Here is a 14156-nt window from a genome sequence, read left to right as displayed (position 1 = left end):
TAGCAACGATGAGCGGATCACCCCGCTCACAGGGTCCGCTCATCGCCTCTATGACACCGCCTGCAAACACAGATATGCCACCTATCCGATACAGCTTGTGACGCCCGTCACACAGGTGTTGGCTACATGTCAGGCATCCGCACGAGGACGTGCGGGTGTCGCCCGCACTGACGCAACCTAAGGAGCCTCTTTATGTCCGATGCGACACATGAGAGCACAGCGGAGGAGCCAGATAACAGCTGGCGGCAGCGCTACTGGAAAAAGAACGTTCGCGTTCTGGTGGTGCTGCTGACCATCTGGGCGGTGGTATCCCTCGGCTGCGGCGTGCTCTTCATCGAGCCGCTGAACACCATCGAGATTCTCGGCTTCCCCCTGGGGCTGTGGTTTGCCCAGCAAGGATCTGTGTACACCTTCGTGATCCTCATCCTGGTCTACGCACTGTGGATGGACCGGATCGATGACGAGTTCGGAGTCGCCGAGCGCAATGAGGACGGTGGTCGACTGTGAGCTCGATGCAGTTTTGGACGTTCTTCTTCCTGATCCTGACCTTCGGGATCTACATCTACATCGCCTGGCGCTCCCGTGTGAAGGAGACCAAGGAGTTCTACGTCGCCTCCCAGGGCGTGCCGACAGTCGCCAATGGTGCCGCTGTCGCCGCGGACTGGATGAGCGCGGCCAGCTTCATCGGAATGGCGGGAATGATCGCCTTCCTGGGCTCCGACGGCTCGGTCTACATCATGGGCTGGACCGGTGGCTACGTGCTACTGGCCCTGCTGCTGGCACCGTACCTGCGCAAGTGGGGGAAGTTCACGGTGCCAGAGTTCGTCGGGGACCGCTACAGCGACACGGTGCGTGTGGTCGCAGCGATCTCGGCCATCGTGGTCTCCTTCACCTACGTGGTGGGGCAGATGACCGGTGGCGGTGTGGTCTTCGCCCGCTTCCTGGGACTGGAGTCACACTGGGCGGTCATCGTCGCTGCTGTGGTCATCTTCTTCTACGCCGTGCTCGGCGGGATGAAGGGCATCACCTACACCCAGGTGGCCCAGTACATCGTGCTCATCACCGCCTACCTCATCCCGGCGGTGGCGGTCTCCCAAACCATCGGCGGCTTCCCCGTCCCCCAGGTGACCTACGGCACGATCCTGGCCGAGCTGGACGCACTGCGCGTGGAGTTCGGACTCGATGAGTTCACCCAGGCCTTCGCCGGACGCGAAGGCGGGATGATCGATGTCTTCCTGGTCACCGCTTCACTGATGCTGGGGACCGCAGGGCTGCCGCACGTCATCATCCGCTTCTACACCACCAAGACAGTGCGCGGGGCGCGCTTCTCCGCTTTCTGGGCACTGTTCTTCATCGCGCTGCTGTACCTGACCGCCCCGGCGGTGGGTGCCTTCACCATGCTGAACCTGCTGCGCGGGGCCGAAGGCTCCACCGCGGACGATCTGCCCGGCTGGATCGAACCCTGGCAGGAGGCCGGCTATGTGGAACTCAATGCTGAGGACGGTGTCATCCAGTCGGTGAACAACGACGCCGCCTCCGGCGCTGATCTCATCGTCTCCAACGACATTCTGGTCCTCGCCAGCCCGGAGATCGGCGGACTGCCAGCTCCGATCATCGGCCTGATGGCCGCCGGTGGTATGGCCGCTGCGCTGTCCACGGCTGCCGGTCTGCTGCTGGTGATCTCCTCGGCCGCCTCCCACGACATCTACTACCGGATGATCTCCAAGGAGAAGGCCTCGGAGAAGACCCAGATGCTCGTGGGCCGGTTGGCGATGACCGCTGCAGTGCTCGTGGCGATCATTGCCGGGCTGAACCCGCCGGCGTTCGTGGCGCAAGTGGTGGCCTTCGCCTTCGGTCTGGCGGCCTCGACCTTCTTCCCGATCCTCATTCTGGGGATCTTCTGGAAGAAGGCCAACGCCAAGGGCGCGGCAGCCGGGATGTTGACCGGTCTGCTGTTCACCTCCACGTACATGATCTACACCTTGGAGGTCTTCGGCACCAGCGCGAACGATCACCTCTTCAACATCTCCCCCGAGGGCATCGGTGCCATCGGCGCGGTGGTGAACTTCACCGTCACCATCGTGGTCTCCAACCTCACCAAGCCACCCAGCCAAGAGGTCCAGGAGATGGTCGAAGAGATTCGCTACCCGCAGGCCCAGAAGGTGCAATAACCCAGCTCCAGGCAGGCGAATGCGTACGCGGGCCCCGTTTCCTCACCATCAGGGGACGGGGCCCGCGCCCACACTCCGGCCGGAACAACACGCCGGCCGGTGACACCAGAACAAGGAGGGCCGAAACATGTCAGGACTGCTGGACGCGGCGGCCGTGCTGCGCCAGACCCTTGAGCGAGAGGAGGACGAGGTCACGGTCACCATGACACTGCCCCGCTCCGCGGCGGTCAAAGTGCTGGACTTCCTGGAAGCAGAGGCCTCCACCGGGGCCACTGTGGTGCCGGCACGGTGGGTGTTCACCACCACCGAGGCCGCCCAAGTACTGGGGATGTCACGCTCAAAGCTGATGCTGCTCATCAAGGACGGGGAAATCGAATCTCATATGGTCGGGTCCCATCACCGGGTGACCGCCGAGGCGATCGCCGAATACCGGCATCGCGCCCGTGGGGAGGGACAGCACCCGGTCCGTAGCTGGTGACCCCTCAGAGGCCGCGGCTGTTCTCCCCGACCCACTCCAAATAGGTCTGACTGCCACCGATAATTGGCAGCACGATGAGCTCCGGCTCGTCATAGGGGTGCTCGGCGGCGATCAGCTCACGCAGCTGTGGCACCGCACTGAAGCTGGTCTTACAGGTCAACAGCAGTTCGGTATCCTGCTGGACCGCCCCGACCCAGTGATAGACGCTGCGGATCTCGGAGATCTGAACGCAAGCGGCCAGCCGCTTCTCCACCAGGGTGGAGGCGAGCCGTTCGGCATCGTCGTGTGTCTCCACGGTGGTCTGCACGGCCACATACTGTGCCGGCTGGTTGCTCTGCTGCGGTATCTGGTTCGTCTGGTCACTCATTCTCTTACCTTTCGGTGATCTCGATACCTGTGGCACGGTTGGCCTCTTTTATGCGCCTGTCACTGTTGGCGTCTACCTCTCTTACGTGCTGCCTCTTACGTGTCTGTTCAGCACATTATCCAGGTCACCCGGTGTACAGGATCCGTTCAGCCAACTCAGTGGATTCTCAGTGAAAGAACAGTAAAACCCCAGGTCAGAGGGTGGTCCGGGGTGATTCTGGTGTGTTAGCTTCACCGCTGAAGGTCGAACATCCTGCGGATGAGAGGACTGGAGGAGAAAAGGAAATCATGGGTCTTAATATCTTTGTACTGGGTCTCGACGAACTGAACCACCGGGCACTGCGCGCACTCCCCGGAGCCGAGGAATACACCTTCCACCAAGTCCTCACCTTTGATGAACTGCAGGGTGGCACGGTCTCGGTCAGCGAACTACTGACTGAAGCGCAGAAGCGGCTGGACGCGTTCCCCGGTTCCATCGACGCGATCGTGGGGTACTGGGATTTCCCCGTCACCGCGATGGTTCCGATCCTGTGCCAACGCTACGGACTGCCTTCGGCGAACCTCTCCGGGATCGTCACTGTGGAGCACAAATACTGGAGTCGGCTCGAGCAGCAGAAAGTCATCGACGAGCACCCCGGATTCGGGCTTATTGACCTCAACGATCCCCACGCCACACTACCGGGGCACATGTCGTATCCGGCGTGGATCAAGCCGATCAAATCGACGTCGTCGGAAGGCGCCTACCGGGTGGAGAACGACGAGCAGCTGCGCGAAGCGCTCGCAGAAGAGCGCGAAGTGGTCAACCGTTTAGGTGGCGGTTTCAACGAGGTCATGGAGATGATCGATCTGCCCCCGCAGATCGCCGAGATCGGCGGGAGCGCCTGCATGGTGGAGGAAGAGGCCACCGGGCAGATGCTGACTGTGGAGGGATTCAGCTACAACGGCCAGGTCGAGGTCTACGGAATCATTGACTCCCACACCTATGAGGGCACCTCGAGCTTTCTGCGCTACCAGTACCCTTCGCAACTGCCTGACCACGCTCAGCAACGCATCACCGATGTCTCCCGCCGGGTCATCGAGGCAGTGGGATTGCACCACAGCACGTTCAACATCGAGTACTTCTGGGATCCGGAAACCGAGCAGCTGAACCTACTGGAGATCAACTCTCGGCACTCCCAGTCCCATGCGCAGCTGTTCTACCTGGTGGATGGGCGACCCAACCACGCCTGCATGGTGGACTTAGCCCTGGGGCGCCGCCCGGCGATGCCGGCCCAGAACGGACAGTTCCGCACCGCCTCCACCTGGTTCCTGCGTCATTTCAAGGACGGCTACATTCACCGGGCTCCCACGGAGGAAGAAGTCGCCGCACTGGAGAAGAAATACCCTGGCACCACCATCCAGATCGACAAAGAAGCCGGCCGGTGGCTCTCCGGTGACCCGGCGGAGGATTCCTACAGTTTTGTTCTGGCGGAGATCTTCACCGCTGGACAGTCCGAGGAGGAGATGATCGAGACCTACAACAAGGTGGTCGAGGAACTCCCGTTCGAGATCGAAGACAAGTAGGTCAGCCACACCCACACCATCCTCGGGTGTGCTGACCGGCACCGTAGCGGCCGGTGAACAGGCGGCGGGAGCTGTGCCCGACGCCGGGAAGGAGACTGATGCGTACTGTCACCTCCCTGCCCTATGAAGTAGAGGAGACGGAGCACCTGTGGATCCCGATGTCAGATGGCACCCGGTTAGCTGCCCGGCTGTGGAAGCCGGCGGCGGCCGAGGCCGAGCCGGTGCCCGGCATTGTGGAAGCGATCCCCTACCGCAAACGTGACCTCACCGCGGTGCGGGATTCCATCCACCACCCGTATATGGCCGGGCACGGGTACGCCTGCCTGCGCGTGGACCTGCGCGGTTCCGGAGACTCCGAAGGGGTATTGGAGGATGAATACCTCGAACGCGAGCTGATCGACATTGAGGAAGTGCTCGCCTGGTTGGCCGACCAGCCCTGGTGCAGCGGCAGGACGGGGATCATGGGGATCTCCTGGGGCGGGTTTAACGGCCTGCAGGTGGCCGCTCGCCGCCCGGAGAGCCTGGGTGCAGTGGTCACGGTGGCCTCCACCGATGATCGCTACGCCGACGATGTCCACTACATGGGCGGGTGCCTGCTCACTGACAATCTGTCCTGGGCTTCGACGATGTTCGCCTACACCTCGTGCCCGCCGGACCCAGCGATCGTCGGGGAACGCTGGCGTGAGATGTGGACTGAACGTATCGAGGGTTCCGGACTATGGCTTCAACAGTGGTTGCGTCACCAGCGTCGCGACGACTACTGGAAGCACGGTTCCATCTGTGAGAATTTCGACGACGTCGACGTTCCGGTCTTCGCCGTCAGTGGCTGGGCTGATGGGTACTCCAACGCGGTATTCCGCCTGCTGGAGGGGCTCAACACCCCCACCCGTGGGCTCATCGGCCCCTGGAGTCACAAGTACCCCCATCAGGGTGAACCCGGTCCGGCTATCGGCTGGCTGCAGGAAGTCGTCGCCTGGTGGGATCACTGGCTGAAGGACAAGAAGGACAACGGCGCCATGGACGGCCCGGAACTGGCCATTTGGATGCAGGACACCGTCGCGCCGGCCACTGCCTATGACGAGCGTCCAGGCCGGTGGGTGGGTGAGCCCAGTTGGCCCAGCCCCCGGATTCAGCATGTGCGCCACCCCCTGGGACGGCACAGCATCCGTCCCCCGGAGGACCCCGAGGATTCCCCCGAAGTGAGCATCTCCTCACCCCTGTCTGTGGGACAGTTCGGGGGCAAATGGTGCTCCTACAATGCTCCGCCGGACCTGCCCTATGACCAGCGTGAGGAAGACGGCGGTGCGATGATCTTCGATACCGAGCCGTTGGACGAGCGTCTGGAACTGCTCGGCGCCCCTGTAGTGGAGCTGACGTTCTCGGTGGATCAGCCGGTGGCGCAGGTCGCCGTGCGGCTGTCTGATGTGGCACCCGACGACGCCGCCACTCGGGTGAGTTACGGGGTGCTCAACCTCAACCATTACGCCGGTCATGACAATCCCCAGCCTCTGGAACCTGGCCAGAAGCGCACGGTCCGGGTGCAGCTCAACGGGATGGCGCAGTCCTTCCCCGCCGGGCACCGGCTGCGACTATCGGTGTCGACGTCGTACTGGCCGGTGGTGTGGCCATCCCCGGAGCCGGTACGGCTCACCGTGGATCCGAATCACAGCGCCCTGATTCTGCCGGTGCGGCCGCGCTCCAATGATGACGACACCTCTCTGATCCCCCGGTTCGGCGAACCCGAAGGCGCCCCGCCGCTGACGACTACGCAGATCCGGCCCGGGGAACAGGACTGGAAGGTCTCCCGGAACCTGGTGGATCTCTCTGGTGCACTGGAAGTCGTCAAGGATTTGGGTGTGACGCACTTCGACGCCATCGACCTTGATGTCACCCGGCGGGCCTATGAGAAGTACAGCTTCACTGACCGGGACTTCAGTTCGGTGCGCGGGGAGACCGAGTGGACTATGGGGTTTGCCCGCGGTGACTGGAATGTGGAGGTACGGACCAAGACGGTGCTGACGTCAACGGCGACGGACTTCCATGTCTACGCCGAACTCGACGCCTATGAAGGCGAACACCGGGTCGCCTCAAAGACCTGGGACACCACGATCCCCCGGGACCATCTCTAGGCAGGGACTATCTCTCAGAACACCGCGTGGGAAGACCACGGCCGCTTCAGAGCGGGGCATAGCGAAGGAGAGTGAACGGCGTGCGTTACGGTGCGCAGTTACAACGCACCCTGAGTGGGCTCGACGGGCGGGGTTACGCCTCGTATCGGCAGATCCGGGGGCAGTACCGGCTCGGGGTGATGACTCTGCACGTCGATCATGTCCAGACGGACCCGTTCGCCCCGCCGTCGTTGATGCGGATCAGCGTGCCCCGGGCAGAGGCCGGGTTGCCCCCGGAACTAACCGATGACCATCTGGGACGTGTGGCCACTGCGGATTTCCTCACTCGACGGTTTGCCGAGCAGGCGGCAGCACTGACCCCGTCCTCCTCGGGAACGGGGAACTCCGGCAGTGTGAGCATTGGCCGGCCGGGCCAGCAGGTACTCGAGCGGACCACAGTACTCATCAGTCAGGATCGCGTGGAGGCGCGGATCGTCGTCGGGCTCCCCGCTTCGGGACGGAAAGCCCGTGGGAAGCAGGCCGCTGCGCTGCTGACCGATGTTCTGCCCCAGGTGGCGGAGAAGAGCCTGTTCCACCGTCACCTGGATGCCTCAGCGTTGGAAGAGCATGTCACGCTGTACCGGGATCAGGAGCACCTGCGCGGACAGCTGGCTGAGGCCGGCCTGGTGGCATTCGTCGGTGATGGGGCAATTCTTCCCCGCAGATCCGGTGACTCTGACCTGCCGATGAGCGCGGGGGCTGGTGGAGACGAGCCGGTGCCGTTTACGTCACCGGAGTCGCTGCGGGTCTCGTTCACCCTGCCCAGCGGAGGCACGGTGACCGGCATGGGAGTGCCGGAGGGTATTACCGTGATCGTCGGTGGTGGGTATCACGGGAAATCCACGCTGCTGCGGGGGATCGAACGTGGCGTGTATGCCCATGTGGCCGGGGATGGACGTGAGTGGGTCATCACTCGCGCCGATGCGGTCTCGGTTCGTGCTGAGGATGCCCGGGCGGTCACGGGAGTGGATATCTCTGCGTTCATCAGCGGTTTACCCTCCGGGGCGGATACTCGTCGGTTTTCCACCACGAACGCTTCCGGTTCGACCTCCCAGGCGGCCAACCTGGTGGAAGCGCTCGACGCCGGCGCCTCGGCTCTGCTGATCGATGAGGACACCTCAGCGACTAACTTCATGATCCGGGACGAGCGGATGCGGCAGCTCATTCCCGCTGATCGGGAGCCGATCACTCCGTTCGTGGACCGGGTTCGCCCGCTGTATAGCGAACGCGGGGTCTCCACTGTGCTGGTGGCCGGAGGTTCGGGTGCGTTCTTCGATGTCGCTGATACCGTCCTCGCTTTGGATGCCTATACTGCGCTGGATGTGACCCAGAAGGCTCGCGAGCTTGCCGGCGGCGGGCCGGATGCTCCGCAGTCGGCAGTGTTCTCTGCGACCACGCCCAGGGTTCTTCAGCCCGACTCATTGAACCCGGCGGGGAAGACCAAGCCGGCCAAAGCCCGCGGGCGCACCACGATTCACTATGGTCGCCAGACCATTGATCTGGCCGCTGTCGCCCAGCTGGTGGATCCCGATCAGACCCAGGCGATCGCCCGGGCCCTGGACCGTCTGGCAGAGCGGGTGGAGGGCCGGGTGAGCATCGCAGAGGCGGTGGCGGAGCTTATTGCCCGCATCGACGCAGAAGGCTTGGATGTTCTCTCCGGGCATCGGGGCCATCCCGGGCACCTGACCCGACCTCGGCCGCACGAGCTCCATGCGGCGGTGAACCGCTACCGCGGCCTGAAGCTGGAAGACTGAGGGCATGACTCCGCGGGCGCATTTCCTCATTCCCGGTCGACCCACTGGTGGCCCACAGCAGTGAGTTCCTGACGGCCTCGAGTCAGTGCAGCCACCCGACTGGCGAGCGCCTCGACGGCTTCCACGGAATCTTCCACCGCCAGTCGCATCTGCGCAGCCCCGGGTACTGCGGTGTAGTCAGTCCCGGGCACCTGGGCGCCGGCTGCCCGCAGTTCGTTCTCCCACCGTCCGGCTTCAGCGAACGGCACCTCCAGGGTGAATAGCATCAGCCGTTGGCGTTGACGGAACATGCGGTGCGCTGCGGCTTCATCCAGTGCGGCCAGCACCGAGTCGGAATAGGCGCTCACCAGACCCCCGGCCCCCAGCAGAGTCCCGCCGAACCATCGCACGACGACGACGGCGACGTCGGACAGGTTGTGCTCACCGGAGGGCATATCGGCTTTAGTCAATGCCTCCAGCATGGGAGCTCCTGCTGTTCCGGAGGGCTCGCCGTCGTCGTTGGCTCGTTGGACTCTTCGATCAGGGCCGATGACCCAGGCGCTGCAGTGGCGCCGGGCGGTGTGGTGCTCCCGGCGCAGCTCGTCCACCAGGTTTTGCGCCACCTGGGTCGACTCTGCGCGCTGCAAGACGGCTAGAAACCGGGACTTTTTCCGTTCGACCTCAGCCGTAACCCGCACGCCCGGCACCAGAACGGTATAGCTCGCTGAGGTCATACTCCCAGCTTATGCACCCCATATCTGGCATCCCGTCACCCGCTTCGAGAAGAACCTCACTGTCTCAGAGCGAACCAGAGACAACGGAGCAGAACAGGGCTGATGCAGGACCGGATGACAGTAGACCTGCCCACGGAGCTCCGGAAGCTCGACCCGCAGGTAGCCCGCCGCCTACGCTCCGCACTGCGTGCGGTGGCCTCCTTGGATGATCCTCGCGCCAGGGGTAAAGCTCTGACGGGAAATCTCGCCGGTCATTGGCGCTACCGAGTGGGGGACTACCGCATCGTCTGTGACATCCAGGACGAAAAGCTGGTCATCGTGGCTCTAGATCTTGGGCACCGTCGTACCACTGGCCCTCCTCGGCGCTTGAAATCGAATCTTCAATACAGGGCAGAATGGTCATGATGCTGCAACATGCCCACCTCGAGGACGCCCGAGCCCTTCATGCATTGCGGGAAGAGTTGGCCCACTGGCAAGAAAGCGCGGGGATTATCCAGTGGTCTCCTGGCGAGACCACATCGGCGGATTTTGAGGAGCAGGTTTCCCGCCAAGAGTGGCACCTAGTACGAGACAGCGGCCAGGTGGCGGCTGCAGTGCGCATTCTCGACGCCGACCCGGACATCTGGCGAGATTCGGACACAGCGCCGGCCGGTTATATCCATGGCCTCATGGTCGCTCGTGCTTATACCGGCCAAGAACTGGGCCGTCGGGTGCTCAGCGCCGCCGAATCGCTGATCGCCGAACGAGGACACACACTCGCACGCCTCGACTGTGTGGCATCCAACGAAACACTGCGCAGCTATTACCGAGCCCGAGGTTACACCGAAGTAGGCACGCACGAGTTCCCGCCCGAGCTGGGCTGGCGGCCCGTCACCCTCTTCGAAAAGAACCTCCCCGATTGAGAGTGAGCCAGAGGCCTTAGTCAATGACCAGCAAGTGATCTGGTGAGCCCTGGGGGACTCGCCCCCCGACCAGCGGATTAATAGTTCCAGTGAGCAGAGTCTGTGGGCGTCGGTGGGTGTCGGCCGGAGGCTGTGGATGTGGAGCGCCTTATGGGGTGCCGGACAGCCAAATCGATAACACCCTTGGTGTTTTCTGTCTTGACAAACCTAATCCTGCACGGCGTCGTCGGTGACGGGGTCGAGGATTTCAAAACCGAGTTCCTCCGCTATGGATCTCATGTTTCTGTCATGCGTCGCGATGACAAGGTCCTCAACGCCGCTGCGCAGAGCAGAGGCAAGATGAATGGCATCAAGAGTCTTGATGTGCGGAACGATCGCTTCCGCCTCCTGAAGCATGGCATGGTCCAGTGGCACCAGCCCGACGAAGTCGAGAATCTGAGACCTGCGATCAATGGGTTGTCGCAGGCGGCGCAAGGCCCGGGTCATCTCCGTGCGCAGGACTCGTGAGGAGATAACCGAGTCAGCAGGGGATTCCACAGCATCTTCAAACCAGAGAGCAGCCGCTGGAGAATCTCCGAGGAGAATCCGGAGAGCGACTGAGGTGTCCAGGTAGTAGGACGTCACCACTCGCCTTTCAGCTCTTCCAGAAGCTCATCCATGGTCATTTCGTCCGGAAGTTCGACTCGCGGCAGGAAGCGGACTCGGGGGCGTCCGGTCCGTTTCGGTGGGATCACACGGGCGGAGGATTCCGATGGGACGATTCGAGCAACCTCACGATTGTGCCTGGTCAGCACATACACTTCACCAGACTCGACGTCATCGAGCATCCGAGTAGGATTCTGACGCAAATCGCCTACTGAGATCGTCTTCATAGCACCAGGTTAGTGCTGTTTGTCTAGGCATGTCTACGGCCGTGAGGACAGCGGGTGACCTGAAACGGTGGGCCCTGCGGTGGGCCCTGCGGGGATCGAACCCGCGACCAGCGGATTAAAAGTTCCACTGATTCGAGTCTGTCGGTGTCGGTGGACGTCGGTCGATGTCCCCTGACCTGCGGTTTTGCGATTTGGCATGTCGGTAGACGTCGGCCGGAGTCGGTGGGTGTGGAGCAAAATGGCCATCAAAATCAGTGCAGGGTTATCCCCAGCAGGTGAGTTGCTGATTGGAGCTCTGGAGTCTCTCTGTTCAGTCCCACAGTCTGGAGATCGGTGACATGTGGAGTGATTTCTGGATCGCCAGGACGCTCATAGATGGCCCAGAGGGTGAAGTTGTCCCCATGGCGCGACCGGAACTCGATGCCATCACATAGATCGGTGCCGCTCTCAGTCTTGGCTTCCCACAGATATTGGGACACCTCCTGGGTCAATAATCGCGGCTCTGCGGTCTTCAGCGCAGCAGCATCAAAGTCAGGTAGTCCATAAGTCGCAGCGCGTGGCTTGAAGCGGGAAAACAGAGAGGCGATGGTCTCAGCATCGGTGACATCGCAGAATGTTCCGGTGAGCTGTGCCGTGGATGCCTGCCTGGGCGCCAACCACGCATCAAGATCCAGCACTCCGGGCTGTGCACCCATCTGCGACTCTTCATCGTTATCAACGATGGCATCTAGCTCGTGATTCAAGGTGGGATCAGGGCGGAACGGTGCGAGCACTTCAACCAGGCATGCCAACAGAGAATCACCGACATATAGAGTCCTGTAGAGACCGGCATCCAGCGCATCCCAGCGGCCGGAGAACCGCCCCGAAGTGCCAGCCCATCGCCAGTCGGGCCACGACCACGGTTCCGGAACGTAGCCCACGCGCCAGATTTGCTGGCGCTTTAGCGCACGGAGTTTCATCCGATGCGCGCGAAAGCGCGGGCAGCGGCCAGAACCTCCGGCCCAACGGCGTGGGGATCCCCTTCACGGATTACACGCGCGGGTGAACGATCTTCCAGCTGGGGATTCATCCCTTGGAACCACGCCTGAACCACGCTGGGAGCATTACCTGCATCTGCAATCATTCCGGCCGCTTGGAAAGCCAAGCGGAGACGCACTACTGCGTCGGAGGAGGGCCGACGGGATCCTTCAGCCCATTGCCGGACTGCCCGCGTCTCCCGCACGCCTCCGATATAGGCCACCAGCTTCGCACCAAGCTGCTTAGACAGGTGGGCTATCAGCTCAGCTTCACTGAGCCGCACAGAGTCCAGGTAGTACGGCATGCTCGGAGATGCGGTAGTTGTCATACCTCAATCATCTTTCATCCCACCCTAAATCACAAGAGGATGCCAGGGTGTTCTACTCGCTGTCGACGAAGTAGTGGATGGTCTTGAGCGTGGATCGCGCGTTGGCACCGCCGAAGCCGTGACCTGCCCCACCGATGACGAACAGTTCGGAGTTCTCGTACGCCTCATTGGCCCGAATGGAATACTCCAGCGGGACGCGAGTATCATGGGTGCCGTGCATGAGGATCACATCCCCCTCATAGGGGCTGATCTCCTCCCAGACGTCCATATCCCAGAGGACTTCCCAGAACTCATTGCCGACGTCGCCCGCGATATCTCCGGGCGGACCAATATCCCCGTGGTGCTCTACCCCGATTCCTCCCATCAGGTGGAGCCCGGCAATGCCGACGTCGAGGCCAAGCTCCGCGAGCTGAAGCTGATCTGAGGTGGCCCAGCGCACCGGGTAGAAAAGCTCTGTCGAATGCCACCCCGTGGGCCTACTCTAAGGTCATGGTGAAGCGCAGCCAGGCTATGAGGCTCTCCCCTGAGCAGGTCTGGCAGATGGTCCGGACCGAGCGGCTGCGATTGGTGGAGGATCTGGAAGAGCTCGAGCCCCAGCAGTGGAACACCGCTTCACCGTGTCCGGGGTGGGATGTCAGGGAGACCCCATCCGGGGCCGCCTATCCACCCCTGAAACAGGCACGACGATGATCCGTGATTCACATCATTCGCTCACCCGCCTATGGGTCCTCTTCCTGGGCTTGCTGGTGCTGCACAACCTGGAGGAGCTGGTGCTGGATCTGCCGGCCTGGAGCCGGGCTCATCCCGGGTTTCCCGGACTGCTGACCGGGAGCTACAGCACTTTTATCCCAGGGGTGCTGGTGGTGACGCTCACCGCTGCTGCCGTAGGGAGCTATGCGATACGGCGTCGGCCCCGCTGGAGCCGGACAGCCCTTATGGTGGCCACCGCGGTGCTGGGGCTCAATGCGCTCAGCCACCTGACCTTCTCCCTGATCACCCAGACCTTCATGCCCGGGCTGCTCACCAGCCTGCTGGCGATCCCGTTCGCAGTCTGGTCAGCCTGGTCCCTCTGGCCAAGGCCCGTGCCCCGCAGGTCGGAGTGAGGTCTCAACCGAACACCTGAAGTAAGCCGATGGCCTCGGGAGAATCTGTGTGCAGTACCACGCAGCGCAACGGGCTAGCACCTGAAAAATCCCGAGAGGAGCACGAATCGGGTACGACAACGGGACATATGAGGGGTCAAAGCATGCAGAACAGCAGAACGACCCTTCGAAACTCCCGCGGCACGGAACCCAGAAGTGCAGGCGCACTGAAAACAAGGTGGGCCCTGGGGGACTCGAACCCCCGACCAGCGGATTAACCTCCCACTTCGGCTTTCGCCGCCGCCCCGACGGGACGTTCGTGGTCTGGACTGTCCCTTCACCGTAGCTTGCGCCGTAGGTGCCACCCGTCCAGTCTCTACACCTTCCAGGACCTCATCCTGGCTTGGCTCGGGATTGCCATCTAGATGATCTAGGAAGGGTTCCCCGACTTTGAGTGGTGTCATCCCCAACGTTTCCGCTGAGGCGCTCCTATTGAAGTCCGATGCTCTACCAACTGAGCTAAAGGCCCAGAGGCAGCCCTATGAGCTGCCTCGCTATATTCAGTTGTAAACCCTCAGCCAGGCACGTGCAGTACGAGGCTCAGGGCGTCGTCCAGCATATCTCATCTCAGGCAGCTGATGAGAGCGCCGTGGTGCCTCACAGTCAAGTCCCCGGGAAATGACCCCTCGTGCCTCACCTAAAAATCCCCGCGTAATCGAGGGCCCTGGAGGGGGTTAGGCTG

18 protein-coding genes are annotated in these 14156 nt (G+C 62.3%); 11 read left to right on the top strand and 7 right to left on the bottom strand.

Features of this window, described 5'->3' with window-relative positions:
- Positions 1-192 precede the first annotated feature (192 nt).
- The 3 genes from H578_RS14470 (at position 193) to H578_RS14465 (ending at position 2649) form a co-directional block, all read left to right on the top strand.
- Entirely contained in the window at positions 193-507 is a 315-nt protein-coding gene (locus H578_RS14470; protein WP_022873414.1) for a DUF4212 domain-containing protein, read from the top strand.
- A 5-nt stretch (positions 508-512) separates the two neighbouring features.
- Positions 513-2171, top strand: coding sequence for a sodium:solute symporter family protein (locus H578_RS0109285; RefSeq protein WP_245554966.1), 1659 nt, complete (start codon positions 513-515; stop codon positions 2169-2171).
- 127 nt (positions 2172-2298) lie between these two features.
- On the top strand, positions 2299-2649 hold the full coding sequence (locus H578_RS14465; protein ID WP_022873412.1) for a helix-turn-helix domain-containing protein: 351 nt from the start codon (positions 2299-2301) through the stop codon (positions 2647-2649).
- Positions 2650-2653: 4 nt separating this feature from the next.
- Here H578_RS14465 and cutA read toward each other — a convergent pair whose 3' ends face one another.
- A complete protein-coding gene (cutA, locus tag H578_RS0109275) occupies positions 2654-3016 on the bottom strand; it encodes a divalent-cation tolerance protein CutA (RefSeq protein ID WP_051130850.1) in 363 nt (120 codons plus the stop codon).
- A gap of 287 nt (positions 3017-3303) precedes the next feature.
- Here cutA and H578_RS0109270 point away from each other — a divergent pair, with 287 nt between their 5' ends.
- The 3 genes from H578_RS0109270 (at position 3304) to H578_RS0109260 (ending at position 8500) form a co-directional block, all read left to right on the top strand.
- Positions 3304-4578, top strand: a complete 1275-nt coding sequence (locus tag H578_RS0109270; protein ID WP_022873411.1) for an ATP-grasp domain-containing protein — start codon at positions 3304-3306, stop codon at positions 4576-4578.
- A gap of 98 nt (positions 4579-4676) precedes the next feature.
- Positions 4677-6707 carry a CocE/NonD family hydrolase gene (locus tag H578_RS0109265; protein ID WP_022873410.1) on the top strand — a complete coding sequence of 677 codons (2031 nt, stop codon included), beginning with the start codon at positions 4677-4679 and terminating at the stop codon, positions 6705-6707.
- Positions 6708-6787: 80 nt separating this feature from the next.
- Positions 6788-8500: an ABC-ATPase domain-containing protein gene (locus tag H578_RS0109260; RefSeq protein WP_028464128.1), complete on the top strand. Its 1713-nt coding sequence runs from the start codon at positions 6788-6790 to the stop codon at positions 8498-8500.
- A 26-nt stretch (positions 8501-8526) separates the two neighbouring features.
- On the opposite strand, the gene H578_RS0109255 is transcribed toward H578_RS0109260, so the two are convergent.
- Complete coding sequence (locus H578_RS0109255; protein ID WP_022873408.1) at positions 8527-9213, bottom strand: IMPACT family protein; 687 nt, start codon at positions 9211-9213, stop codon at positions 8527-8529.
- Positions 9214-9315: 102 nt separating this feature from the next.
- On the opposite strand from H578_RS0109255, the gene H578_RS15960 reads away from it, so the two are divergent.
- Positions 9316-9618 (top strand): type II toxin-antitoxin system mRNA interferase toxin, RelE/StbE family, encoded by a 303-nt coding sequence (locus tag H578_RS15960; RefSeq protein ID WP_084710138.1) that lies wholly within the window; start codon positions 9316-9318, stop codon positions 9616-9618.
- A complete protein-coding gene (locus H578_RS0109250; protein ID WP_211215195.1) occupies positions 9615-10115 on the top strand; it encodes a GNAT family N-acetyltransferase in 501 nt (166 codons plus the stop codon). Before H578_RS15960 ends, H578_RS0109250 begins: the two co-directional genes overlap by 4 nt.
- 207 nt (positions 10116-10322) lie before the next feature.
- On the opposite strand, the gene H578_RS0109245 is transcribed toward H578_RS0109250, so the two are convergent.
- From H578_RS0109245 to H578_RS16205, 5 genes are all read right to left on the bottom strand, one after another.
- A complete protein-coding gene (locus H578_RS0109245; protein ID WP_245554962.1) occupies positions 10323-10739 on the bottom strand; it encodes a type II toxin-antitoxin system VapC family toxin in 417 nt (138 codons plus the stop codon).
- A complete protein-coding gene (locus tag H578_RS14460; protein WP_022873405.1) occupies positions 10736-10987 on the bottom strand; it encodes a type II toxin-antitoxin system Phd/YefM family antitoxin in 252 nt (83 codons plus the stop codon). Before H578_RS14460 ends, H578_RS0109245 begins: the two co-directional genes overlap by 4 nt.
- 251 nt (positions 10988-11238) lie before the next feature.
- A complete protein-coding gene (locus H578_RS14455) occupies positions 11239-11907 on the bottom strand; it encodes an RES domain-containing protein (protein ID WP_022873404.1) in 669 nt (222 codons plus the stop codon).
- 35 nt (positions 11908-11942) lie between these two features.
- Positions 11943-12332, bottom strand: a complete 390-nt coding sequence (locus H578_RS0109230; RefSeq protein ID WP_028464127.1) for a hypothetical protein — start codon at positions 12330-12332, stop codon at positions 11943-11945.
- A gap of 52 nt (positions 12333-12384) precedes the next feature.
- On the bottom strand, positions 12385-12552 hold the full coding sequence (locus H578_RS16205) for a hypothetical protein (protein WP_156837282.1): 168 nt from the start codon (positions 12550-12552) through the stop codon (positions 12385-12387).
- Between the two features lie 18 nt (positions 12553-12570).
- Between H578_RS16205 and H578_RS16200 the strand changes: the two genes are divergently transcribed.
- The 3 genes from H578_RS16200 (at position 12571) to H578_RS0109215 (ending at position 13435) form a co-directional block, all read left to right on the top strand.
- Positions 12571-12756 (top strand): hypothetical protein, encoded by a 186-nt coding sequence (locus H578_RS16200; RefSeq protein WP_245554965.1) that lies wholly within the window; start codon positions 12571-12573, stop codon positions 12754-12756.
- A gap of 65 nt (positions 12757-12821) precedes the next feature.
- Positions 12822-13022, top strand: a complete 201-nt coding sequence (locus tag H578_RS0109220) for a maleylpyruvate isomerase N-terminal domain-containing protein (protein ID WP_156837281.1) — start codon at positions 12822-12824, stop codon at positions 13020-13022.
- Positions 13019-13435 (top strand): HXXEE domain-containing protein, encoded by a 417-nt coding sequence (locus H578_RS0109215; protein WP_022873400.1) that lies wholly within the window; start codon positions 13019-13021, stop codon positions 13433-13435. The genes H578_RS0109220 and H578_RS0109215 overlap by 4 nt, the downstream gene beginning before the upstream one ends.
- Positions 13436-14156: the final 721 nt, after the last annotated feature.

The organism is Nesterenkonia alba DSM 19423, from assembly GCF_000421745.1.
Lineage (GTDB): Bacteria > Actinomycetota > Actinomycetes > Actinomycetales > Micrococcaceae > Nesterenkonia > Nesterenkonia alba.
The sequence above is the reverse complement of the archived record's forward strand: the minus strand, read 5'-3'. Positions and strand labels throughout refer to the sequence as shown.

Excerpts from the sequence above, each read along its gene's own strand:
- H578_RS14465 (WP_022873412.1), top strand. The coding sequence starts at position 2,299 with ATGTCAGGACTGCTGGACGCGGCGGCCGTGCTGCGCCAGACCCTTGAG.
- H578_RS0109270 (WP_022873411.1), top strand. The coding sequence starts at position 3,304 with ATGGGTCTTAATATCTTTGTACTGGGTCTCGACGAACTGAACCACCGG.
- H578_RS0109265 (WP_022873410.1), top strand. The coding sequence starts at position 4,677 with ATGCGTACTGTCACCTCCCTGCCCTATGAAGTAGAGGAGACGGAGCAC.
- H578_RS14460 (WP_022873405.1), bottom strand. The coding sequence starts at position 10,987 with ATGAAGACGATCTCAGTAGGCGATTTGCGTCAGAATCCTACTCGGATG.
- H578_RS0109285 (WP_245554966.1), top strand. The coding sequence starts at position 513 with ATGCAGTTTTGGACGTTCTTCTTCCTGATCCTGACCTTCGGGATCTAC.
- H578_RS0109230 (WP_028464127.1), bottom strand. The coding sequence starts at position 12,332 with ATGACAACTACCGCATCTCCGAGCATGCCGTACTACCTGGACTCTGTG.
- H578_RS16205 (WP_156837282.1), bottom strand. The coding sequence starts at position 12,552 with ATGCACGGCACCCATGATACTCGCGTCCCGCTGGAGTATTCCATTCGG.
- H578_RS0109250 (WP_211215195.1), top strand. The coding sequence starts at position 9,615 with ATGATGCTGCAACATGCCCACCTCGAGGACGCCCGAGCCCTTCATGCA.
- H578_RS0109220 (WP_156837281.1), top strand. The coding sequence starts at position 12,822 with ATGGTGAAGCGCAGCCAGGCTATGAGGCTCTCCCCTGAGCAGGTCTGG.
- H578_RS15960 (WP_084710138.1), top strand. The coding sequence starts at position 9,316 with ATGCAGGACCGGATGACAGTAGACCTGCCCACGGAGCTCCGGAAGCTC.
- cutA (WP_051130850.1), bottom strand. The coding sequence starts at position 3,016 with ATGAGTGACCAGACGAACCAGATACCGCAGCAGAGCAACCAGCCGGCA.
- H578_RS0109255 (WP_022873408.1), bottom strand. The coding sequence starts at position 9,213 with ATGACCTCAGCGAGCTATACCGTTCTGGTGCCGGGCGTGCGGGTTACG.
- H578_RS0109215 (WP_022873400.1), top strand. The coding sequence starts at position 13,019 with ATGATCCGTGATTCACATCATTCGCTCACCCGCCTATGGGTCCTCTTC.
- H578_RS14470 (WP_022873414.1), top strand. The coding sequence starts at position 193 with ATGTCCGATGCGACACATGAGAGCACAGCGGAGGAGCCAGATAACAGC.